This window comes from Clavibacter sepedonicus (assembly GCF_000069225.1).
Classification (GTDB): domain Bacteria; phylum Actinomycetota; class Actinomycetes; order Actinomycetales; family Microbacteriaceae; genus Clavibacter; species Clavibacter sepedonicus.
This window is the reverse complement of sequence record NC_010407.1, coordinates 329,666-349,340: the sequence shown is the minus strand read 5'-3', so window position 1 is coordinate 349,340 and position 19,675 is coordinate 329,666. Positions and strand designations below refer to the sequence as shown.

The following is a 19,675-nucleotide window of genomic DNA, read 5'->3' as shown; positions in this document are numbered from 1 at the left end:
CGGGGGCTCTCAGGGTGGTGCGGTGCTACTTGTCGGACTTCTCCGCGGCGTCAGCCTCGACCTCGGCGGCGGCCGCGTCGGTCGTCTCCGCGGGGGTCTCGTCGGTGTGCTCGACGGCGTCGGTCTCCTCGACCGGCACGTCGGACTCCTCCGCGGGCGCCTCGGCGACCGGGGCCGCGGCGACCGGAGCCGTCGCGGTGGAGGTGCGCGACGAGCGGACCTTCGGGGTCACGGGCTCGAGCACGAGCTCGATCTGCACCATGGGGGCGTTGTCGCCCTTGCGGAAGCCGAGCTTCGTGATGCGGGTGTAGCCGCCGTCGCGCTCGGCGACGAGGGGGGCGATCTCCGTGAAGAGCTCGTGCACGACGCTCTTCGAGGGGATGATCCCCATGACGCGGCGGCGGGCGTGCAGGTCGCCGCGCTTGGCGAACGTCACGAGGCGCTCGGCGACGGGACGCAGGCGCTTGGCCTTCGTCTCGGTCGTCTTGATGGACTTGTGCTCGAAGAGGCTCTGGGCCAGGTTCGCGAGCATCAGGCGCTCGTGCGCCGGACCGCCTCCGAGGCGGGGACCCTTGGTGGGCTTGGGCATGGTCTTGTCTCCGTAGGTGTCGAAAGAAGGCGTCGGGCCGAGGCCGGACGGGTCAGTTGGTGGTGGTCTCGTCCTCGTCGTAGCTGTAGTAGTGCGCGCCGTCGAAGCCGGGGACGGCGTCCTTCAGCGACAGACCGAGCTCGACCAGCTTGTCCTTGACCTCATCCACCGACTTCTGTCCGAAGTTGCGGATGTTCATGAGCTGCGTCTCCGAGAGGGCGACGAGCTCGCTGACGTTGTGGATGCCCTCGCGCTTGAGGCAGTTGTACGACCGCACCGAGAGGTCGAGGTCCTCGATGGGCATCGACAGCTCGGAGCTGAGGACGGCGTCGACCGGCGCGGGGCCGATCTCGATGCCCTCTGCGGCCGAGTTGAGCTCCCGCGCCAGGCCGAACAGCTCGGTGAGCGTGCGACCGGCGGACGCGATGGCGTCGCGCGGCGTGATGGCCGACTTCGTCTCGACGTCGACCACGAGGCGGTCGAAGTCGGTGCGCTCGCCGGCACGGGTGGCCTCGACGCGGTAGGTGACCTTGAGCACGGGCGAGTAGATGGAGTCGACCGGGATCTGGCCAGCCTCGCTGAACTCGCTGCGGTTCTGGGTCGCCGAGACGTAGCCGCGACCGCGCTCGATCGTCAGCTCCAGCTCGAACTTCGCCTTCTCGTTGAGCGTGGCGATGACGAGCTCGGGGTTGTGGATCTCGACGCCGGCCGGAGCCGAGATGTCGGCGGCCGTGACCTGGCCCGCACCCTGCTTGCGCAGGTACGCGGTGATCGGCTCGTCGTGCTCGCTGGAGACGACGAGGCCCTTGATGTTGAGGATGATCTCGGTCACGTCCTCCTTCACGCCGGGGACGGTGCTGAACTCGTGCAGCACGCCGTCGATCCGGATGCTGGTGACGGCCGCGCCGGGGATGGACGACAGGAGGGTGCGGCGGAGCGAGTTGCCGAGCGTGTAGCCGAAGCCGGGCTCGAGCGGCTCGATGACGAACCGCGAGCGGAACTCCGAGATGGACTCCTCGGTGAGGGTGGGGCGCTGCGCAATGAGCACTGTGTTGTTTCCTTTCGGCGAGGCGTCCGCTATATGACGCCTGCGATGCCCCCCGGGTGGCGGCCCGGGCGGGTAGTAAATTGGTCGAACGGACACACGGCGGATCGGCCGACGCCGTCCCCTCCTGACGGAGCGGGACGGCAGCGGCCGATCAGCGCGAGCTAGACGCGGCGGCGCTTGGGCGGGCGGCAGCCGTTGTGCGCCTGCGGGGTGACGTCGTTGATCGAGCCCACCTCGAGGCCGGCGGCCTGGAGCGAGCGGATCGCGGTCTCGCGGCCGGAGCCGGGTCCCTTGACGAACACGTCGACCTTCTTCATGCCGTGCTCCTGTGCCTGGCGGGCGGCCGACTCGGCGGCGAGCTGAGCGGCGAACGGCGTCGACTTGCGCGAGCCGTTGTAGCCGACGACGCCCGAGGACGCCCAGCTGATGACGGCGCCGGTCGGGTCCGTGATCGAGACGATGGTGTTGTTGAAGGTGCTCTTGATGTGGGCCTGGCCCACGGCGATGTTCTTCTTGTCCTTGCGGCGCGGCTTGCGAACAGCCGACTTGGGTGCTGCCATGGAATTCTCCTGTGTCTACGGGTGGCGAGGCGCGGGCCGAGAGGCCTAGCGCGCCTTCTTCTTGCCGGCTACGGTGCGCTTCGGGCCCTTGCGGGTGCGAGCGTTGGTCTTCGTGCGCTGCCCGTGGACAGGGAGGCCGCGGCGGTGGCGGATGCCCTCGTAGCTGCCGATCTCGACCTTGCGGCGGATGTCGGCGGCGACCTCGCGTCGGAGGTCGCCCTCCACCTTGAAGTTGCCCTCGATGTAGTCGCGGAGCGCGATGAGCTGGTCATCGCTGAGGTCCTTGACGCGGATGTTCTTGTCGATGCCGGTGTCCTCGAGCGTCTTGACGCTGGAGGTACGGCCGACGCCGTAGATGTACGTGAGTGCGATCTCGACGCGCTTGTCGCGCGGGAGGTCGACGCCTGCTAGACGTGCCATTGAGGCTTCTCCTGGTGGTGGATGGAGGTCTGCAGCAGAGCCTGTGCATCGGCCTCCGACCGATGGTGTCCCCCGGATCCCTCAGGATCCCGGCTTCCGGCGCTGCTGTCGTTCTTATCTCGGGTGGTGCGGGTGGTGCCGTGCGGTCGTGCTGACTAGCCCTGGACCTGCTTGTGGCGCGGGTTCTCGCAGATGACGCGCACGCGCCCGTTGCGTCGGATGACCTTGCACTTCTCGCAGATCCTCTTGACGCTGGGATTGACCTTCATGATGCTTCCTTGCTTTCGTTCTCGCTGGCCTCGTGCCGCCGCGGATGCGGGGCCGTTCCTTGTGCAGCAGGCCTACTTGTAGCGGTAGACGATTCGGCCGCGGGTGAGGTCGTACGGGCTCAGCTCCACGATCACGCGGTCCTCGGGGAGGATGCGGATGTAGTGCTGACGCATCTTGCCCGAGATGTGGGCGAGGACCTTGTGCCCGTTGCTCAGCTCAACGCGGAACATCGCGTTCGGCAGAGCTTCGACAACTCCGCCTTCGATCTCGATGACGCCGTCTTTCTTGGCCATATAGCTCACTGTCGCTAGAGGTGGTGTCTGCTGTTCGTGCGGATGCGCATCATGGTGAGACGCAGGTGCTCGTGGGACGCCGGGAGGCGGCCGAGCACCAAGGGTCGAGAGTACGGCATCCCCGGGCGTGTCGCAATTCTCCCCGCGTGTCGCGGACGGATCCGCCGATCCTGCGCTAACGGACACCCGCCTGCGCCATCGGATGCGCGACGGGCCGGGCGGTCGCCCGTCCGGCCCGCGGTGGTGCGCCGGCTACGCGCGGTGGCGCGGTGCGCTGCGGCGGTCGGCCTGCGCCGCGTCGACGACGGCGACGAGATCGGGCGTCAGCGGGTGCTGGTCGTCGAGGCCCGTCACGCGGCGGACGAGGTCGGCAGCCGTGTCCGTCGCGAGGAGCCCCTGCAGCTCGAGCGCCTGCGGGTCGCCCGCGGGGTCGAACCGGAGCGCCTGGCCGACGGCGCGCACGAGCGCGTCGTGCGGGAGCCCGCGCTCGGCGAGCTGCGACGCGGGGCCGACGAAGCGCTCCTCGCGCGAGAGCTTGCGCAGGGGCTGGCGGCCGACGCGCTCGACGGTGTCGGCGAGCGCCGCGTTGGCGAAGCGCGCGAGGTTCTTCTCGCGGTACGCCGCCTGCTCGGACTCGTCCAGCCCGTGCTTGGCGACGAGCAGCGCGCTCGTCTCCTCGAGCACCTGGCGCACCTCGTCGGCGACCTCGGGGATCGCCATCGCGTCCGACTGGCTCACGGCGCCGCGCGCGTAGCCGTGGTACGCGACGGTGGCGTGCCCCGTGTTCACCGTGAAGAGCTTCCGCTCGATGTAGGGCGCGAGGTCGTCGACGAACGTGGCGCCCGCGATATCGGGAACGGCGTCGCCGAACGGCGTGCGCTCCACGACCCACTCCGAGAAGTCCTCGACGGTGACGTCGAGGCCCGCAGCGGGATCCTGGTTCGGCACGATGCGGTCGACGGCCGTATTGGCGAAGACCGCGCGTCCGAGGGCGTCGGTCTCGTCGCCGAGGGCCTTCGCGATCTCGTCGCGCAGGGTGTCGGTCGCGTTGATCGCGTTCTCGCAGGCCATCACGGCGACGGGACCGAGATCCGCGGAGCGCGCGCGGAGGCCGGCGGCGATCGCGGGGGCGACGAAGCGGAGGATGTTCGGGCCCACCGCCGTGGTCACGACGTCGGCGGTCGCGATCTCCGCGATGAGCGCCTCGCCGTCCGCCGCGCTGTCGATCGCCCGGAAGCCCGTGACCGTCCAGTCGCGGGCGTGCGGGCCGACCTCGGTGACGCGGTAGGAGTCGGCGGACGCCAGGTGCCCGATGAGCTCGGCGTTGACGTCGGCGAAGACGACCTCGTAGCCGGCCTCGTGCAGGATCAGCCCGACGAAGCCGCGGCCGATGTTGCCGGCGCCGAAGTGGACGGCCTTCACGCCTCGTTCACCTCGGCCAGGAGGGCGTACAGCGCCTCGGCGTCCGGGGCGTCGAGGAGCTTCTGCACCTCGTCGTCGTCGCTGAAGATGATGGCGATCTTGCTGAGGATCTCGAGGTGGCCGCCGTCCTTGCCGGCGATGCCGACGACGAAGCGCACCTCGTTGCCCGCCCAGTCGATGGGGGCGTCGTAGCGGACGAAGGAGAGGGCCGAATCGAGGATCGTGTCCTTGCCCTCGTTGGTGCCGTGCGGGATGGCGAGGAGGTTGCCCATGTAGGTGGAGACGCTCTTCTCGCGCTCGAGCATGTACCCCTGGTACTCGGGGGTGACGGCGCCCGCGGCGACGAGGATGCCCGCCGCCTCGGCGATGGCCTCCTCGACGGAGGACGCGATGCCGCCGACGCGGATCTGGGCGGGTTCGAGGACGTTCGACATGGTGCTCCTGACGTGTGTGCGTGGTGCGGGGGCCGGGCGGTGCCGGGCGGCTCGGCCCGGCCCCCGCGATGCGGTGGTGCGGGGTCCGCCGCGGGGGCGGACCCGGGTATCAGCTGTCCGAGCGCTGCTTCCGGACCAGCTCCACGATCTCGTCGTAGCGCGGCGAGTTCATGAAGTTGTCGACGGAGACGTGCTCCGACGACGGGCTCTTCTGACGGGCGCGGTCGGTGAGCTCGCGCTGCGTGATCACGAGGTCGGCCGTGCCGTCGAGGGCGGCGATCGCCTTGTTGACGACCGTGACCTCGGTGAGGCCGGCCTTCTTCATCTTGTTGCGGAGCACCGAGGCGCCCATGGCGGACGAGCCCATGCCGGCGTCGCAGGCGAACACGATGTCCTGGATGCGGGTGGCCGTGGCCGTCCCGCCGTCCGTGCCCGTGCTGGATGCGCCGTCGGCGAGGCCGCCGACCGTGCCGGCGGTGCCGGTCTCGGCGCCGAGGCCCGAGAGGATCGAGGACTCCTTGCCCTTGTTGGCCTGCGTGGCCTGGACCGCGGCGCCGAAGTCGCCGTCGCTCTTCTTGCCGGTGCGGAGGATGACCGCCGCGACGACGAAGGTGACCGAGGCCGAGATGATCACGGAGAGGATCACGCCGAGGAAGCTGTCGCTCGCAGTCTGGCCGAGCACGGCGATGATGCTGCCGGGCGACGCCGGTGCGCGGAGGCCCGAGCCGAACGCGACGTTGGTCGCGACGCCGGACGCGCCACCCGCGATGACCGCGAGGAACAGGAGCGGCCTGGAGAGCACGTACGGGAAGTAGATCTCGTGGATGCCGCCGACGAACTGGATGAGGATCGCGCCGGGAGCGGTGGAGCGCGCCGCGCCCGCGCCGAAGATGGCGAAGGCGAGGAGCACGCCGAGACCGGGGCCGGGGTTCGCCTCGAGCAGGAACAGGATGCTCTTGCCCTTCTCGAGCGACTCCGCGGTGCCCAGCGGCGTGAGGATGCCCTGGTTGATGGCGTTGTTGAGGAACAGGACCTTGGCCGGCTCGATCACGATGCTCGTGAGGGGCAGCAGGTTGTTGTCCACGAGGAAGCCGACGCCGCCGCCGAGGACCGACGTGATCGCGCGGATGACGGGCGTGAGGCCGAAGTAGGCGCCGACCGCGAAGACCGCGCCGAGGATGCCGGCGGAGAAGTTGTTGACCAGCATCTCGAAGCCGGGGCGGATCCGGTCGATCCAGAGCCGCTCGATGACCTTGAGCAGGTACGCCGCGAGCGGGCCCGTGATCATGGCGCCGAGGAACATCGGGCTGCCGCCGTCGTAGTAGGGCTCGCCGATCGTGCCGACGATGACGCCCATGGTGGCGATGGTCGCGACCACGCCGCCGCGGGTGTCGTAGACCATGCGGCCGCCGGTGTTCGCGATGAGCAGCGGCAGCATGAAGAACAGGATCGGCGCGATGAGGGTCGCGATGTCGGCGTTCGGCAGGTAGCCGGTCGGGATGAAGAGGGCCGTGAGCAGGCCCCAGGCGATGAACGCCGCGATGTTCGGCATGATCATGCCGCTGAGGAACGTGCCGAACTTCTGCACGCCGAGCCGCACGGACTGTCCCGTGCTGCGGGTGGGTGACGTCGTCGTCATGGGGGTGGTGCTCCTGTCGTGGTGATGGCGGGCCTGCTGTGACCCGCCTGCTGCGGTGAGGGACGTGCGGTGATGCGGGACGTGCGGTGGTGCGGTGGAGAGGGCCGTGCGGTGGGTCGGTGGTGCGGGTCAGACGGTGGCGGGCGCCGATGCCGCGGTGACCGCGGCGCGCGCCTCGACGGCGCTGTCGGCGGCGAGGGCGACGGCGGCCAGGGCCTCCGCCTCCTCGCGCGTGTGGAGGGCGAGCTCGGCGCGCACGTCGGCGAGGGCCGCGGGCGACATCGAGAGGCTGGTGGCGCCGAGGCCGACGAGCACGACGGCGAGCAGCGGGTCGGCCGCGGCCTCGCCGCAGATCCCGACGGGCTTGCCGAGCTCGCGGCCCGCGGTGCCGACCTCCTGCACGAGGCGGAGGACGGCGGGGTGCCACGGGTCCTGGAAGGCGGCCACGGATCCCAGCAGCCGGTCGGCCGCGAGCGTGTACTGCGTCAGGTCGTTGGTGCCGATGCTCGCGAAGTCGGCGTTGGCGAGGATCCGGTCGGCGAGGAGCGCGGAGGACGGGACCTCCACCATCACGCCGACCGTCGTGAGGCCCAGCTCGCGGCCGAGCGCCGTGAAGTAGCGCGCCTCCTCGACGGTCGAGACCATGGGCGCCATGACCCACAGGTCGGCGTCGGTGGCGGCGTCGGCCTGGGCGAGCGCGGTGAGCTGGTCGCGGAGGATCTGCTCGTTGGCCCGCAGCGCGCGGAGTCCGCGGAGCCCGAGGGCCGGGTTCTCCTCGTCGGCGTCGTTGAGGAAGCTCAGCGGCTTGTCGGCGCCGGCGTCGAGCGCGCGCACGACGACCTTCTTGCCGGGGAACGCCTCGAGGAGCCGCGTGTAGTGCTCGCGCTGCTCGTCGACGGTCGGCGCGCTCGTGGCGTCGAGGAAGAGGAACTCGGTGCGGAAGAGGCCGACGCCCTCGGCGCCCTTCTCGACCGCGTCGGCCGCGCCGTCGGCGGATCCGAGGTTGGCGAGCAACGGGATCGTGGTGCCGTCGGACAGCGCGCCGGGGCCGGTGGGCACGTCGACGCGCGCCTTCCTCGCCGCGATGGCGTCGCGCGCGGCGGACTCCTCCGCGGGCGTCGGGGCGACCGTGACGGCGCCCGTGAGCGCGTCGACCACGACGGTCTCCCCGTCGGCGAGGTCCTTCGCCTCTGCGACGCCGACGACCGCGACGATCGCCTTCTCGCGGGCGAGGATCGCCGTGTGCGAGGTGGGGCCGCCGTCGGTCGTGATGAGCGCGAGCACCTTGTCGAGGTCGAGCAGCGCGGTGTCGGCGGGGGCGAGGTCGCGGGCGACGAGCACGAAGGCGTGGTCGGGATCCGGCACGCCGGGGGCGGCGACGCCCTGCAGGTGCGCGACGACGCGCTGGGAGACGTCGTCGAGGTCGGTGGCGCGCTCGCCCATGTAGCCGCCCATGCTGAGGAGCAGGTCGCGGAATCCGGCGAAGGCCTCGTGCACGGCGCGCTCGGCGGTGCGGCCGGTGGCGAGGCGCGCGGTGATGTCGTCGACGAGCGTGGGGTCCTCGGCCATGAACGCCTGCGCCTCGAGCACGTCCTTCGCGGCGCCGCCGGCCTTCTCCCCGCGGATGCGGATGTCGGCGGCGGTCGCGGCGAGCGACGCGCTCACGCGGATGCGCTCCTCGTCGGCGGTCAGGGTGCTGGGGGTGTCGGCGGGCTCGGGCAGCGGGTCGGGCATCCGGATGACGGGTCCGACGGCGGATCCCCGGCCGATGCCGATGCCGTTCAGGGTGCGGGAGCTCATGCGGCGTCCAGGTCCGACTCGAGGAGCGTGGCGAGGTCGGTGACGACCTGCTCGGCGTTCTCGCCCTCGGCGGAGACGACGACCTCGTCGCCCGTGTCGACGCCCAGGGAGATCACGCCCAGGATGCTCGCGGCGTTGACGCTGCGGTCGCCCTTGGCGAGCTGCACGGGGATCCCGGCCTTCGCGGCGGCCTGCGTGAACAGCGAGGCGGGGCGGGCGTGCAGCCCGTGCGACGAGGCGATGGTGACGGTGCGTTCTGCCATGGTGGCTCCTTCGGTCGGCCCCGTCGTCGGGGCCCTGGTGGGCGGTCGTCGTGCGGTCGTGCGGGGGATGCGGTGCTGCGGGTCGTGCGGTGTCGGCGCGGGCGCCGGTGGTCAGGCGCCGGGCGGGGATCCGCCGACGGGACGCCCGTGCAGCCCCGGGGCCAGGCGGAGCGAGCGGGCGCCCTGGCGCATGGCGGCGACGGCCCGGTCGAGCGCGGCACGCGCGCCCTCGGGACGCGCGGCGTCGGCGTCGAGGAGCACGGCGGTCGCGCCCTCGTCGGCGGCGGCCTCGCGCACGGCGTCGAGGCGGTCGGCGAGGTGGGCCCCGAGGAGGACGACGTCCATTCCCGCGGCGTCGACGCGCACCTGGGCGATGGATCCGGCGACGGCCTCGATCTCGAGCCCGTCCGCCTCCGCGAGCGCGCGGAGCCGCTGGGCGAGGAACGTGCTGGATGCGCCGGAGCCGCAGACGACGAGGATCCTCCCGGTCATGCTGTGCCTCCTCGCGTCGTCGCTGGTCGTCCCATCGTGCTCCGCCCCCGGCCCCGTGTGCCAGCAGAGCCCTTTCCGCAGGGTAGGAAGACGACGCCGGCGCCCGCCCCGGCGGGCGTGGGACGGGGGTGCGGATGGTTGACTCGTCTCCGACAGCCGCACGCTCCGTCCGCCACCCGGGGACGCGAGCCGGCCGCGCAGGGAGACGACCATGCTGAGCGAGAACCAGGAGCGGCTGCTGGACTACCTGTCCACGGCCGACCGCTGGGTCGAGGCCGGCGAGCTCGCGGACCGCCTCGGGGTCACCACGCGCAGCGTGCGCAACTACGTCACCGCCGTGCGGGAGCGTTCGACCGTGGCCATCGCCTCCTCCCCCGACGGCTACCGGATCGACGCCGGCAGCTACGCCCGCCACCTCGGGACGCGCTCGGGCGCCGACCAGCAGGGCACGCCCCGCGACCGCCTGCACGCGCTCGTCCGCCGCCTCGGCGACGCGCCCGACGGCCTCGACGTCTTCGCGCTCGCGGACGAGCTGCACGTGAGCGAGTCCACCGTCGAGGCGGACCTCCGCAAGGTGCGCGCGCTCGTCGAGGACGCCGGGCTCGCCCTCCGCCGCACCGGATCCATCGCCGTCCTCGAGGGATCCGAGCGCGACTTCCGCCGGCTGCTGTCGCGCATGTTCCGCGACGAGAGCGCGCAGGGCTTCCTGCCGCTCGAGACGGTGCAGCGGGAGTTCGCCTCCGACTCGCTGCGCGCGTTCAAGACGGACCTCGTCCGCGAGCTCACCGAGGGCGGCTTCTTCGTCAACGAGTACGGCGTCGACAACGTGCTGCTGCACGTGGCGATCGCGGTCGACCGGCTCGCGCGGTCGCCGCGGCGGACGGACGCCGGCGCGGATCCGTCCGCGGGCGCCGACCTCGACCCCGCGCCGGCCGCCGACGACGCGGCCGAGGGACCTGCCGCCGCCGACCCCACCGCCCTCGCGATCCGCGCCGTGCTCGCCCGCCTGCTCGCCGCCCACTTCGACGTGCCCGTGCCCGCCGGCGACGTCGCCTACCTCGCGCTCCTCGTGCGCACGCGCGTCGTCACGCCCGGCAACGAGCAGTCGCTGGCGACCGTGATGCGCGAGCACGTCGTCGAGAGCGACCTCGACGTGGTGCGCGCCATCGTCCGCCGCGTGAAGCAGGAGTACCTGGTGGACCTCGAGGACGAGGACTTCACGGTGCGCTTCTCCCTGCACCTCGGCAACCTCGTGGCCCGCGCCGCCGACCGCTCCTTCTCCCGCAACCCGCTCGCGCGCTCCATCAAGACCTCCTACCCGATGACGTACGAGATCGCGGTGTTCATCGCGAGCGAGGTGCAGCGGCGACGCGGGATCGCGATCAACGACGACGAGATCGCGTACATCGCCCTGCACGTGGGCTCGCACCGGGAGCGCATCGCCCGACGCGACGACCGGGTCGCGTGCGCGCTCGTCTGCCCGAACTACTACGACCTGCACCAGATCATGCGGCAGCGCATCGAGCAGGCGCTGGGCGCCGATATCAGCGTGGACGCCGTCGTCACGCGCACCGACGTCGACGCGGACGCCCTCGGGGTGCAGCTCGTGATCAACGCCACCGGCACGCGTCCGCCCGGCGACGACGTCGTGGTCGTCCAGCCGCTGCCGACGCCCGACGACATCGAGTCGATCCGCCAGGCCGTCGCCCGCGTCCGCCGGCACGCGCGCCGGAGCTCCATGAAGCACGACCTGCTGCGCTTCCTCGACGAGTCGCTGTTCTTCCGCGACCTGCACGCGCCCGACGAGGAGGCGATGATCCGGCTGCTCGGCGGCAAGATGGTGGAGCAGGGCATCATCGAGCCCGAGTACATCGACGGGGCCATCGAGCGCGAGCGCCTCTCGTCGACCGCGTTCACCGACACGCTCGCCGTGCCGCACTCGCTCGCGATGACGGCGCATCGCACGGCCATCGCGATCGTGGTCAACGACGAGGCGATGCAGTGGGGCGGCAACCGCGTGCACGTGGTCGCGCTCGTCGCCTTCAGCGCGAGCGGCCGCACGAGCTTCCAGCACGTCTTCGACCAGTTCGTCGAGGTCTTCTCCGACCACCGCGACGTGCAGGCCATCATGCGGGCGTCGGGATCGCACGGCTCCTTCATCGAGGAGCTCGTGCACGTCATGGACACCTGAGCGCGGCCGTCCCCGCTCAGCGGGTCGGACGGAGCCGTCGGGCCCGGGTCAGGGCGCGACGGGCGTGATGCCCAGCGGCACGAGGCGCGACGCCCCGCCGTCCGCGAGCGTCAGCACCCAGATGCCGCGCGCGTGCACCGCGACCGAGTGCTCCCAGTGCGAGGCCATGCTGCCGTCGACCGTGGCGACGGTCCAGTCGTCGTCGAGGACGCGCGTCTCCGCCTCGCCGTCGGTGATCATCGGCTCGATGGCGACGACGAGCCCCGGCTTCACCGCAGGCCCCTTGCCGCGCACGCGGTAGTTGAAGATCGGCGGATCCTCGTGCATGCTCCGCCCGATGCCGTGGCCCGTGTAGTCCATGACGATGCTGAAGGCGCCTGCCGCCTCGACGCTCTCCTCGACGGCCTCGCCCACCTCGTTGAGGTACGACGCGGTCGCGAGCCGGGCGATGCCCGCCCAGAGCGAGTCCTCGGTGACGCGGGACAGGCGCTCGCGGGCCTCCACGACGTCGGGGCGCGCGGGATCCGGCACCACGACGGTCATGGCGGAGTCGCCGTTCCAGCCGTCGATCTCCGCGCCGCTGTCCACCGAGACGATGTCGCCCGGCTGCAGCACGCGGTCGCCGGGGATGCCGTGCACGACCTCGTCGTTGACGGAGACGCACACCGTGTGGCGGTAGCCCGGCACGAGCTGGAAGTTGGAGTGCCCGCCGAGCGCGCGGATGGCGGCGTCGGCTGCCGCGTCGAGCTCGCCCGTCGTGATGCCAGGGGCGATGAGCTCGCGCACGGCGTCGAGCGACGCGGCGGTCGCGAGGCCGGGGGCGACCATGCGGCGGATCTCGTCCGGGGTCTTGTAGATCCCCGGCGTGCGGCGGAGCGCGCCCACGTCGCTACGCGCGACCGGCGTCGGAGGAGGGACGGACGCCGCGAGCGGCGAGTGCCGTGCGGATCCGCTCGGCGACCTCGTCGACCTCGCCCAGCCCGTCGACCTCGACGAGCAGGCCGTGCTCGCGGTACACGTCGATGAGGGGGCTCGTCTCGCGGACGTAGACCTCCTGGCGGTGGCGGATCTCGTCCTCGCCGTCGTCGGCGCGCCCCTGCTCGGCGGCGCGACGGGTCAGCCGGGCGACGACCTCGTCCTCGTCCGCCACGAGCTGGATCACCGCGTCGAGCTCCTGGCCCCACCCCTGCAGCAGCTCCTCGAGGTACGCGACCTGGGCGAGCGTGCGCGGGTAGCCGTCGAGCAGGAAGCCCGCCTGCGCGTCCTCCTCCTGGAGGCGCACGGTGACGAGCCGGTTCGTCAGCTCGTCCGGGACGTAGTTGCCCGCGTCGACGAGCGCCTGGACCTGCTGGCCGAGCTCGGTGCGGTCCTTGATGTTCTGGCGGAAGATGTCGCCCGTGGAGACGTCCGGGATGCCGCGATCGGCCGCGATGCGCTTCGCCTGCGTTCCCTTGCCCGCGCCGGGAGGGCCGACGATCAGGAGCCGGGTCACTTGAGCAGCCCCTCGTAGTGCCGCTGCTGCAGCTGCGAGTCGATCTGCTTCACCGTCTCGAGGCCGACGCCGACCACGATGAGGATGCTCGCGCCGCCGAACGGGAAGTTCTGGTTGGCGCCGACGAGCGACAGGGCGATGAGCGGCAGGAGCGCGATGAGCCCGAGGTACAGCGAGCCCGGCAGCGTGATGCGCGTCAGCACGTAGTCGAGGTACTCGGCCGTCGGGCGCCCCGCGCGGATGCCGGGGATGAAGCCGCCGTACTTCTTCATGTTGTCGGCGACCTCCTCCGGATTGAAGGTGATGGCGACGTAGAAGTACGTGAAGCCGACGATGAGGAGGAAGTACATCACCATGTAGAGCGGGTGGTCGCCCGTGGTGAGGTTGTCGGTGATCCACTGCACCCACGGTGCAGGCGGCTGGCCGACGGGCGGCTGGTTGAACTGCGCGACCAGCGCGGGCAGGTACAGCAGCGACGAGGCGAAGATGACGGGCACGACGCCGGCCATGTTGACCTTGATCGGGATGTAGGTGTTGTTGCCGCCGTAGGTGCGGCGTCCGACCATGCGCTTGGCGTACTGCACGGGGATCCGGCGCTGCGACTGCTCGACGTAGACGACGGCGGCGACGACGAGCAGGCCGACGGCGATGACCAGGAGGAAGACCTCCCAGCCGCGGCTCTGCTGGATCGCGATGAGCGAGGTCGGGAACGCGGCGGCGACCGACGTGAAGATGAGGAGCGACATGCCGTTGCCGATGCCGCGCTCGGTGATGAGCTCGCCCATCCACATGATGAGGCCGGTGCCGGCGGTCATGGTGATGACCATGAGCATGATCGCGTACCAGGCGTCGTTCGTGACGAGCTGCGTGCAGGCGCTGACGTTGGTCTGGCCGAAGAGCGCACCGCTGCGCGCGACCGTGATGAGCGTCGTGGACTGGAGGACCGCGAGGGCGATCGTGAGGTAGCGCGTGTACTGCGTGAGCTTGGCCTGGCCGGACTGGCCCTCCTTGTAGAGGGTGTCGAAGTGCGGGATGACCACGCGGAGCAGCTGGACGATGATCGATGCCGTGATGTACGGCATGATGCCCAGCGCGAAGATGGAGAGCTTCAGCAGCGCACCGCCGCTGAAGAGGTTGACGAGCTCGTAGAGGCCCGAGGTGCCCTGGTTGGCCGCGAGGCACGACTGCACGTTGGCGAAGTCGACGAACGGCGCCGGGATGAAAGATCCGAGGCGGAAGAGGGCGATGATGCCCAGCGTGAACCCGATCTTGCGACGCAGATCGGGGGTGCGGAAGATCCTGACGACGGCGCTCAACACGGAGGGTGTCCTGCTTTCTGTGGGAGGTCCGCCGGGAGGCGGGGGTCGGGCCGACGCGATGCGGCCCCAGGTGCCGGTAGGGGCGGTCGGTTTCCCGACCGCCCCTGCCGTTGCGTCCTGAAGTGCTACTTGACGGAGCCGCCTGCTGCGACGATCTTCTCCGCAGCGGAGCCGGAGACCTTGTCGACAGCAACCGTCAGCTTAACCGAGATGTCGCCGTCCCCGAGGACCTTGACCTTCTCGTTCTTGCGCACGGCACCCTTGGCGACCAGGTCGCTCGTGGTGACGTCGCCGCCGTCGGGGTAGAGCGCGGCGAGCTTCTCCAGGTTGACGACCTGGTACTCGACGCGGAACGGGTTCTTGAACCCGCGGAGCTTCGGGGTGCGCATGTGCAGCGGCATCTGCCCACCCTCGAAGCCGACGCGGACCGTGTAGCGGGCCTTCGTGCCCTTGGTGCCACGACCCGCGGTCTTGCCCTTCGAGCCCTCACCGCGGCCGACACGCTGGCGTGCCTTCTTGGCCCCGGCGGCGGGACGGAGGTGGTGGACCTTGAGGACCTGCTCGCGCTTGACCGTCTCCGTCGAGCCGACCGTGGTCGCCTCGGCGGAAGCGGCCGCAGCGGCGGCGGGCACCTTCGCGGTCTTCTTGGGTGCGGCCTTGGGCGCCTTCACGGACGCCTCGGCCGACTCGTTCTTCTCAGCCATCAGTCGATCTCCTCCACCTTGACCAGGTGCGCCACGGTGTTCACGTACCCGCGGTTCTGGGCGTTGTCCTCACGGACCACCACGGCACCGATGCGACGGAGCCCGAGGCTCCGCAGGGTGTCGCGCTGGTTCTGCTTCTCGCTGATCTTGGACTTGATCTGCGTCACTCGGAGCTGAGCCATCAGACACCTGCCTTCGCGTCGGCCTCGGCACGCTGGGCGCGGAGGATGCGGGCCGGGACGACCTGCTCCAGCTCGAGCCCACGACGGGCTGCGACGGCGCGCGGCTCCTCGAGCTGCTTGAGCGCCTCGACCGTGGCGTGCACGATGTTGATCGTGTTCGACGACCCGAGCGACTTGCTCAGCACGTCGTGGATGCCGGCGCACTCGAGCACCGCGCGGACGGGGCCACCGGCGATGACGCCGGTACCCGCGGACGCGGGGCGGAGGAGGACGACTCCGGCGGAGGCCTCACCCTGCACGGCGTGCGGGATGGTCAGGCCGATGCGGGGGACGCGGAAGAAGTTCTTCTTCGCCTCCTCGACGCCCTTGGAGATGGCGGTCGGGACCTCGCGGGCCTTGCCGTAGCCGACGCCCACCAGTCCGTTACCGTCTCCGACGATCACGAGCGCGGTGAAGCTGAAGCGACGACCACCCTTGACGACCTTGGACACGCGGTTGATGGTGACGACGCGCTCCAGGAACTGGCTCTTGTCGGCATCACGGCCACCGCGGCTGTCGCGGCCGCCCTGGTTGCGATCGCGTCCGCCACGACGGCCCTCACGGCCCTCGTTCTGCGCGGGTGCGGTGGACGCCGCGGTCTCGACGGGCGTCTCCGCCACTGCCACGACCTCGGGCTCCTTGTTGTTGTTCTCGGCTGCGCTCACAGGCTCAGACCACCCTCTCGAGCTCCTTCGGCGATGGCCGCGACGCGTCCTGCGTAGCGGTTGCCACCACGATCGAATACGACGCTCTCCACGCCGGCCGCCTTGGCGCGCTCGGCGACGAGCTCGCCGACCTTGCGCGACTTGGCGGTCTTGTCGCCGTCGAACGTGCGCATGTCGGCCTCAAGGGTCGACGCGGACGCGACGGTGTGACCACGGCTGTCATCGACGACCTGCACGAAGACGTGGCGGGCCGAGCGGGTGACGACCAGGCGCGGACGCAGCTCGGTGCCCTCGACCTTCTTGCGCAGACGTGCGTGCCTGCGGCCGCGGGCGGCGGACTTGCTTTTTCCTCTAACTCCGAGAGCCATGATCACTTACCACTCTTTCCGGCCTTGCGGCGAACGTTCTCGCCGGCGTAGCGGACGCCCTTGCCCTTGTAGGGCTCGGGCTTGCGAATCTTGCGGATGTTGGCGGCCGTCTCGCCGACGAGCTGCTTGTCGATGCCGACGACGGTCATCTTGTTGACGCCCTCGACGGTGAAGCTGATGCCCGCGGGCGCCTCGACGTACACGGGGTGGGAGAAGCCGAGCGCGAACTCGACGCCCTTGTCCTTGAGCGCGACGCGGTAACCCGTGCCGACGATCTCGAGGCCCTTGGTGTAGCCGGTGGTGACGCCGACGATGTTGTTCGCGATGAGGCTGCGCGTCAGGCCGTGGAGCGAACGCGACTCGCGCTCGTCGTCGGGACGGGTGACGAGCACCTGTCCGTCCTGGACCTCGGCGCGGATGGGCTGCGCGATGGTGAGGCTGAGCTCGCCCTTCGGGCCCTTGACCGTGACGTGCTGGCCGTCCACGGAGACGTCGACCCCTGCGGGGACGTCGATGGGAAGTCTTCCGATGCGTGACATGGCGTTACCACACGTAGGCGAGGACTTCCCCACCCACGCCCTTCTTCGCAGCCTGGCGGTCCGTGAGGAGCCCCGAGGAGGTGGACAGGATGGCGACCCCGAGGCCACCGAGGACCTGGGGGATCTCCGCGGACTTCGCGTACACGCGCAGTCCGGGCTTCGACACGCGCTTGATGCCCCGGATGGAGCGCTCGCGGTCGGAACCGAACTTGAGGCTGAGCGTCAGCGTCTGGCCGACGCGGGCGTCCGCGACGTCCCAGCCGGCGATGAAGCCCTCGGACTTGAGGATGTCGGCGATGTGCGACTTGAGCTTGGAGTGCGGCATGGAGACCGTGTCGTGGTGCGCGGAGTTCGCGTTCCGGAGTCGGGTCAGCATGTCAGCGACCGGGTCGGTCATTGTCATATCTGGTGGTGCCTCTCTCGCCTGGTTTCGTTCATCCGGACACGGATGACGACCTGTGGTGGTGGCGGCGCCGGGCGGAGGTGCCCGGCGCCGATCGTGCGGTGGTGCTGGTCGTGCGGGTGGAGCTGGCGGTGCGTGTTACGGCGTGTTCTCGGGCGTCTGGAACGGGAAGCCGAGCGCCTTGAGCAGCGCGCGTCCCTCGTCGTCCGTCCGAGCGGTCGTGACGACCGTGATGTCCATGCCGCGGACCCGGTCGATGCGGTCCTGGTCGATCTCGTGGAACATGGACTGCTCGTTGAGACCGAACGTGTAGTTGCCGTTGCCGTCGAACTGCTTCGGGCTGAGCCCGCGGAAGTCGCGGATGCGGGGCAGGGCGAGGGACAGCAGGCGGTCGAGGAACTCCCACATGCGGTCGCCGCGCAGCGTCACGTGGGTGCCGATGGCCTGGCCCTCACGCAGCTTGAACTGGGCGATCGACTTGCGGGCCTTCGTGACCTGCGGCTTCTGGCCCGTGATCTTGGTGAGGTCGGCGACCGCGCCGTCGATGATCTTGCCGTCGCGAGCCGCGTCCCCGACGCCCATGTTCACGACGATCTTCGTGAGCCCGGGCACCTGGTGCACGTTCGTGAAGCCGAGATCAGCGGTCAGCTGGCTGACGATCTCGGTGCGGTACTTCTGCTTCAGGCGCGGGAGCGTGGTGCCCTCGGCCGTGCCAGCGGTTGCGGTGTCGGTCATTGCTAGAGGTCCTTACCTGACTTCTTGGCGTAGCGGACGCGGACGGTCTTGGAGACCCCGTCCTTCTCGACCGTCTCGGTCCGGAAGCCGACTCGCGTGGGCTTCTTGGACTCGGGGTCGACGAGCGCGACGTTGGAGATGTGGATGGGCGCCTCGACGGTCTCGATGCCGCCGGTCTTGGAGCCGCGCTGCGTCTGGCCGACGCGGACGTGCTTCGTGACGAAGTTCACGCCCTCGACGACGACGCGGTTGCGCTCGACCAGGACGGACAGGACACGGCCCTGCTTGCCCCGGTCGCCGCCCTTGGCCTGCGTGCGACCCGTGATGACCTGCACGAGGTCACCCTTCTTGATGTTCGCCATGACTAAATGACCTCCGGTGCCAGCGAGATGATCTTCATGAACTTCTTGTCCCGGAGCTCGCGGCCCACCGGTCCGAAGATGCGGGTGCCGCGGGGCTCCCCGTTGCTGTTCAGGATGACGGCGGCGTTCTCGTCGAACTTGATGTACGAGCCGTCGGGACGGCGCGTCTCCTTCTTGGTGCGGACGATGACGGCCTTGACGACCTCGCCCTTCTTGACGTTTCCGCCGGGGATCGCGTCCTTGACGGTCGCGACGATGACGTCGCCGAGACCGGCGTAGCGACGACCCGAGCCACCGAGCACCCGGATGGTCAAGATCTCCTTGGCGCCCGTGTTGTCCGCGATCTTGAGGCGGGATTCCTGCTGAATCACTGTTGCTCCTTCATCCAAGCAGCCGGGGCTACTTGGCCTTCTCGAGGATCTCGACCAGGCGCCAGCGCTTGGAGGCGCTGAGGGGACGGGTCTCGTTGATCAGGACCAGGTCGCCGATGCCGGCGGTGTTCGCCTCGTCGTGCGCCTTGACCTTGGAGGTGCGGCGGATGACCTTGCCGTACAGCGGGTGCTTCACGCGGTCCTCGACCTCGACGACGATGGTCTTGTCCATCTTGTCGCTGGTGACGTAGCCACGACGGGACTTGCGGTAGCCGCGGTCGGCCGTCGCGGTGTCAGCCGTGTTCTTCTCTTCGGCGTTCGCCATGATCAAGCCTCCTCAGCCTTCTCGGTGACGGCGGCGTCGTCGGCCTTCGCGGCCTTCTTCGTCGCCTTCTTCTTCTCGGGCTTCTCGGGGACCTCGACGGGGGCGGGCGTGGCACGGATGCCCAGCTCGCGCTCGCGGATGACCGTGTAGATCCGAGCGATGTCGCGCTTGACCGCGCGGAGGCGGCCGTGGCTGTCGAGCTGACCGGTGGCCGACTGGAAGCGCAGGTTGAACAGCTCCTCCTTGGCCTTCTTCAGCTCTTCGACGAGTCGCTCGTCCTCGAAAGTGTCCAGCTCGACGGGGGCGAGCTCCTTGGAACCGATCGCCATTATGCGTCGCCTTCCTCGCGCTTGATGATGCGTGCCTTGAGGGGCAGCTTGTGGATGGCCCGGGTGAGCGCCTCGCGCGCCGTGGCCTCGTCGACGCCGGAGAGCTCGAAGAGCACGCGACCCGGCTTGACGTTGGCGACCCACCACTCGACCGAGCCCTTGCCGGAACCCATGCGGGTCTCGGCGGGCTTCTTGGTGAGCGGGCGGTCCGGGAAGATGTTGATGTACACGTTCCCGCCGCGCTTCACGTGACGCGTCATGGCGATGCGAGCGGACTCGATCTGGCGGTTGGTGACGTAGGCGGGCGTGAGGGCCTGGATGCCGTACTCGCCGAACGAGACGACGGTGCCGCCGGTCGCGTGGCCGGTACGACCCGGGTGGTGCTGCTTGCGGTGCTTGACCTTGCGGGGGATCAACATGG

At 70.2% G+C, this 19,675-nt stretch carries 28 protein-coding genes; 1 reads left to right on the top strand and 27 read right to left on the bottom strand.

Features of this window, described 5'->3' with window-relative positions; all coding sequences use genetic code 11:
* Positions 1-25 precede the first annotated feature (25 nt).
* From rplQ to CMS_RS01530, 12 genes are all read right to left on the bottom strand, one after another.
* Positions 26-589, bottom strand: a complete 564-nt coding sequence (gene rplQ, locus CMS_RS01585; protein WP_012297778.1) for a 50S ribosomal protein L17 — start codon at positions 587-589, stop codon at positions 26-28.
* 52 nt (positions 590-641) lie between these two features.
* Positions 642-1,637, bottom strand: coding sequence for a DNA-directed RNA polymerase subunit alpha (locus tag CMS_RS01580; RefSeq protein ID WP_012297777.1), 996 nt, complete (start codon positions 1,635-1,637; stop codon positions 642-644).
* Positions 1,638-1,798: 161 nt separating this feature from the next.
* Positions 1,799-2,197, bottom strand: coding sequence for a 30S ribosomal protein S11 (gene rpsK, locus CMS_RS01575; protein WP_012039274.1), 399 nt, complete (start codon positions 2,195-2,197; stop codon positions 1,799-1,801).
* Between the two features lie 45 nt (positions 2,198-2,242).
* Positions 2,243-2,617 (bottom strand): 30S ribosomal protein S13, encoded by a 375-nt coding sequence (rpsM, locus tag CMS_RS01570; RefSeq protein WP_012297776.1) that lies wholly within the window; start codon positions 2,615-2,617, stop codon positions 2,243-2,245.
* Between the two features lie 155 nt (positions 2,618-2,772).
* Positions 2,773-2,886 carry a 50S ribosomal protein L36 gene (gene rpmJ, locus CMS_RS01565; RefSeq protein WP_012297775.1) on the bottom strand — a complete coding sequence of 38 codons (114 nt, stop codon included), beginning with the start codon at positions 2,884-2,886 and terminating at the stop codon, positions 2,773-2,775.
* Positions 2,887-2,958: 72 nt separating this feature from the next.
* Positions 2,959-3,180 (bottom strand): translation initiation factor IF-1, encoded by a 222-nt coding sequence (gene infA, locus CMS_RS01560; RefSeq protein WP_012039277.1) that lies wholly within the window; start codon positions 3,178-3,180, stop codon positions 2,959-2,961.
* A gap of 252 nt (positions 3,181-3,432) precedes the next feature.
* On the bottom strand, positions 3,433-4,602 hold the full coding sequence (locus tag CMS_RS01555; RefSeq protein ID WP_012297774.1) for a mannitol-1-phosphate 5-dehydrogenase: 1,170 nt from the start codon (positions 4,600-4,602) through the stop codon (positions 3,433-3,435).
* Positions 4,599-5,036, bottom strand: a complete 438-nt coding sequence (locus CMS_RS01550) for a PTS sugar transporter subunit IIA (RefSeq protein WP_012297773.1) — start codon at positions 5,034-5,036, stop codon at positions 4,599-4,601. Before CMS_RS01550 ends, CMS_RS01555 begins: the two co-directional genes overlap by 4 nt.
* A gap of 109 nt (positions 5,037-5,145) precedes the next feature.
* Positions 5,146-6,675 carry a PTS mannitol transporter subunit IICB gene (locus CMS_RS01545; protein ID WP_012297772.1) on the bottom strand — a complete coding sequence of 510 codons (1,530 nt, stop codon included), beginning with the start codon at positions 6,673-6,675 and terminating at the stop codon, positions 5,146-5,148.
* A gap of 129 nt (positions 6,676-6,804) precedes the next feature.
* Positions 6,805-8,475, bottom strand: coding sequence for a phosphoenolpyruvate--protein phosphotransferase (gene ptsP, locus CMS_RS01540; protein ID WP_086935880.1), 1,671 nt, complete (start codon positions 8,473-8,475; stop codon positions 6,805-6,807).
* Entirely contained in the window at positions 8,472-8,738 is a 267-nt protein-coding gene (locus tag CMS_RS01535) for an HPr family phosphocarrier protein (RefSeq protein ID WP_012039282.1), read from the bottom strand. Before CMS_RS01535 ends, ptsP begins: the two co-directional genes overlap by 4 nt.
* 111 nt (positions 8,739-8,849) lie before the next feature.
* Positions 8,850-9,230 (bottom strand): PTS sugar transporter subunit IIB, encoded by a 381-nt coding sequence (locus CMS_RS01530; RefSeq protein WP_012297770.1) that lies wholly within the window; start codon positions 9,228-9,230, stop codon positions 8,850-8,852.
* Between the two features lie 211 nt (positions 9,231-9,441).
* Between CMS_RS01530 and CMS_RS18120 the strand changes: the two genes are divergently transcribed.
* The gene (locus CMS_RS18120; RefSeq protein WP_012297769.1) at positions 9,442-11,421 is read left to right on the top strand and encodes a BglG family transcription antiterminator; all 1,980 of its coding nucleotides are present in this window, start codon (positions 9,442-9,444) and stop codon (positions 11,419-11,421) included.
* A gap of 48 nt (positions 11,422-11,469) precedes the next feature.
* On the opposite strand, the gene map is transcribed toward CMS_RS18120, so the two are convergent.
* The 15 genes from map to rplP all read right to left on the bottom strand — a co-directional run bounded on the left by map (position 11,470) and on the right by rplP (position 19,673).
* Positions 11,470-12,306 (bottom strand): type I methionyl aminopeptidase, encoded by an 837-nt coding sequence (map, locus tag CMS_RS01520; RefSeq protein WP_012297768.1) that lies wholly within the window; start codon positions 12,304-12,306, stop codon positions 11,470-11,472.
* Between the two features lie 4 nt (positions 12,307-12,310).
* The gene (locus tag CMS_RS01515) at positions 12,311-12,913 is read right to left on the bottom strand and encodes an adenylate kinase (RefSeq protein WP_012297767.1); all 603 of its coding nucleotides are present in this window, start codon (positions 12,911-12,913) and stop codon (positions 12,311-12,313) included.
* Positions 12,910-14,232: a preprotein translocase subunit SecY gene (gene secY, locus CMS_RS01510; RefSeq protein ID WP_012297766.1), complete on the bottom strand. Its 1,323-nt coding sequence runs from the start codon at positions 14,230-14,232 to the stop codon at positions 12,910-12,912. Before secY ends, CMS_RS01515 begins: the two co-directional genes overlap by 4 nt.
* A gap of 125 nt (positions 14,233-14,357) precedes the next feature.
* Entirely contained in the window at positions 14,358-14,936 is a 579-nt protein-coding gene (rplO, locus tag CMS_RS01505) for a 50S ribosomal protein L15 (protein ID WP_041464292.1), read from the bottom strand.
* A complete protein-coding gene (rpmD, locus tag CMS_RS01500; RefSeq protein ID WP_012039289.1) occupies positions 14,936-15,118 on the bottom strand; it encodes a 50S ribosomal protein L30 in 183 nt (60 codons plus the stop codon). The genes rplO and rpmD overlap by 1 nt, the downstream gene beginning before the upstream one ends.
* Complete coding sequence (gene rpsE / locus CMS_RS01495) at positions 15,118-15,783, bottom strand: 30S ribosomal protein S5 (RefSeq protein WP_012039290.1); 666 nt, start codon at positions 15,781-15,783, stop codon at positions 15,118-15,120. The genes rpmD and rpsE overlap by 1 nt, the downstream gene beginning before the upstream one ends.
* A gap of 35 nt (positions 15,784-15,818) precedes the next feature.
* A complete protein-coding gene (gene rplR, locus CMS_RS01490; RefSeq protein ID WP_012039291.1) occupies positions 15,819-16,190 on the bottom strand; it encodes a 50S ribosomal protein L18 in 372 nt (123 codons plus the stop codon).
* Between the two features lie 2 nt (positions 16,191-16,192).
* Positions 16,193-16,729: a 50S ribosomal protein L6 gene (gene rplF / locus CMS_RS01485; RefSeq protein WP_012297762.1), complete on the bottom strand. Its 537-nt coding sequence runs from the start codon at positions 16,727-16,729 to the stop codon at positions 16,193-16,195.
* A 4-nt stretch (positions 16,730-16,733) separates the two neighbouring features.
* Entirely contained in the window at positions 16,734-17,132 is a 399-nt protein-coding gene (rpsH, locus tag CMS_RS01480) for a 30S ribosomal protein S8 (RefSeq protein ID WP_041464291.1), read from the bottom strand.
* A gap of 138 nt (positions 17,133-17,270) precedes the next feature.
* The gene (gene rplE, locus CMS_RS01475) at positions 17,271-17,867 is read right to left on the bottom strand and encodes a 50S ribosomal protein L5 (RefSeq protein ID WP_012039294.1); all 597 of its coding nucleotides are present in this window, start codon (positions 17,865-17,867) and stop codon (positions 17,271-17,273) included.
* Between the two features lie 2 nt (positions 17,868-17,869).
* Entirely contained in the window at positions 17,870-18,229 is a 360-nt protein-coding gene (gene rplX / locus CMS_RS01470; protein WP_012297760.1) for a 50S ribosomal protein L24, read from the bottom strand.
* Positions 18,230-18,231: 2 nt separating this feature from the next.
* On the bottom strand, positions 18,232-18,600 hold the full coding sequence (gene rplN / locus CMS_RS01465; protein ID WP_012039296.1) for a 50S ribosomal protein L14: 369 nt from the start codon (positions 18,598-18,600) through the stop codon (positions 18,232-18,234).
* Positions 18,601-18,628: 28 nt separating this feature from the next.
* A complete protein-coding gene (gene rpsQ, locus CMS_RS01460) occupies positions 18,629-18,925 on the bottom strand; it encodes a 30S ribosomal protein S17 (RefSeq protein WP_012039297.1) in 297 nt (98 codons plus the stop codon).
* Between the two features lie 2 nt (positions 18,926-18,927).
* Positions 18,928-19,254, bottom strand: a complete 327-nt coding sequence (gene rpmC, locus CMS_RS01455) for a 50S ribosomal protein L29 (RefSeq protein WP_012039298.1) — start codon at positions 19,252-19,254, stop codon at positions 18,928-18,930.
* A complete protein-coding gene (gene rplP / locus CMS_RS01450; RefSeq protein WP_012039299.1) occupies positions 19,254-19,673 on the bottom strand; it encodes a 50S ribosomal protein L16 in 420 nt (139 codons plus the stop codon). The genes rpmC and rplP overlap by 1 nt, the downstream gene beginning before the upstream one ends.
* Positions 19,674-19,675: the final 2 nt, after the last annotated feature.

Excerpts from the sequence above, each read along its gene's own strand:
- rpsQ (WP_012039297.1), bottom strand. The coding sequence starts at position 18,925 with ATGGCGAACGCCGAAGAGAAGAACACGGCTGACACCGCGACGGCCGAC.
- CMS_RS18120 (WP_012297769.1), top strand. The coding sequence starts at position 9,442 with ATGCTGAGCGAGAACCAGGAGCGGCTGCTGGACTACCTGTCCACGGCC.
- rpmC (WP_012039298.1), bottom strand. The coding sequence starts at position 19,254 with ATGGCGATCGGTTCCAAGGAGCTCGCCCCCGTCGAGCTGGACACTTTC.
- rpsK (WP_012039274.1), bottom strand. The coding sequence starts at position 2,197 with ATGGCAGCACCCAAGTCGGCTGTTCGCAAGCCGCGCCGCAAGGACAAG.
- rplQ (WP_012297778.1), bottom strand. The coding sequence starts at position 589 with ATGCCCAAGCCCACCAAGGGTCCCCGCCTCGGAGGCGGTCCGGCGCAC.
- CMS_RS01550 (WP_012297773.1), bottom strand. The coding sequence starts at position 5,036 with ATGTCGAACGTCCTCGAACCCGCCCAGATCCGCGTCGGCGGCATCGCG.
- rplX (WP_012297760.1), bottom strand. The coding sequence starts at position 18,229 with ATGGCGAACATCAAGAAGGGTGACCTCGTGCAGGTCATCACGGGTCGC.
- rplP (WP_012039299.1), bottom strand. The coding sequence starts at position 19,673 with ATGTTGATCCCCCGCAAGGTCAAGCACCGCAAGCAGCACCACCCGGGT.
- CMS_RS01535 (WP_012039282.1), bottom strand. The coding sequence starts at position 8,738 with ATGGCAGAACGCACCGTCACCATCGCCTCGTCGCACGGGCTGCACGCC.
- CMS_RS01545 (WP_012297772.1), bottom strand. The coding sequence starts at position 6,675 with ATGACGACGACGTCACCCACCCGCAGCACGGGACAGTCCGTGCGGCTC.
- ptsP (WP_086935880.1), bottom strand. The coding sequence starts at position 8,475 with ATGAGCTCCCGCACCCTGAACGGCATCGGCATCGGCCGGGGATCCGCC.
- rpmJ (WP_012297775.1), bottom strand. The coding sequence starts at position 2,886 with ATGAAGGTCAATCCCAGCGTCAAGAGGATCTGCGAGAAGTGCAAGGTC.
- rpsH (WP_041464291.1), bottom strand. The coding sequence starts at position 17,132 with ATGACAATGACCGACCCGGTCGCTGACATGCTGACCCGACTCCGGAAC.
- CMS_RS01530 (WP_012297770.1), bottom strand. The coding sequence starts at position 9,230 with ATGACCGGGAGGATCCTCGTCGTCTGCGGCTCCGGCGCATCCAGCACG.
- rplR (WP_012039291.1), bottom strand. The coding sequence starts at position 16,190 with ATGGCTCTCGGAGTTAGAGGAAAAAGCAAGTCCGCCGCCCGCGGCCGC.
- rpsM (WP_012297776.1), bottom strand. The coding sequence starts at position 2,617 with ATGGCACGTCTAGCAGGCGTCGACCTCCCGCGCGACAAGCGCGTCGAG.
- rplE (WP_012039294.1), bottom strand. The coding sequence starts at position 17,867 with ATGACCGACACCGCAACCGCTGGCACGGCCGAGGGCACCACGCTCCCG.
- rplF (WP_012297762.1), bottom strand. The coding sequence starts at position 16,729 with ATGTCACGCATCGGAAGACTTCCCATCGACGTCCCCGCAGGGGTCGAC.
- infA (WP_012039277.1), bottom strand. The coding sequence starts at position 3,180 with ATGGCCAAGAAAGACGGCGTCATCGAGATCGAAGGCGGAGTTGTCGAA.
- rpmD (WP_012039289.1), bottom strand. The coding sequence starts at position 15,118 with ATGGCTCAGCTCCGAGTGACGCAGATCAAGTCCAAGATCAGCGAGAAG.
- rplO (WP_041464292.1), bottom strand. The coding sequence starts at position 14,936 with ATGGCTGAGAAGAACGAGTCGGCCGAGGCGTCCGTGAAGGCGCCCAAG.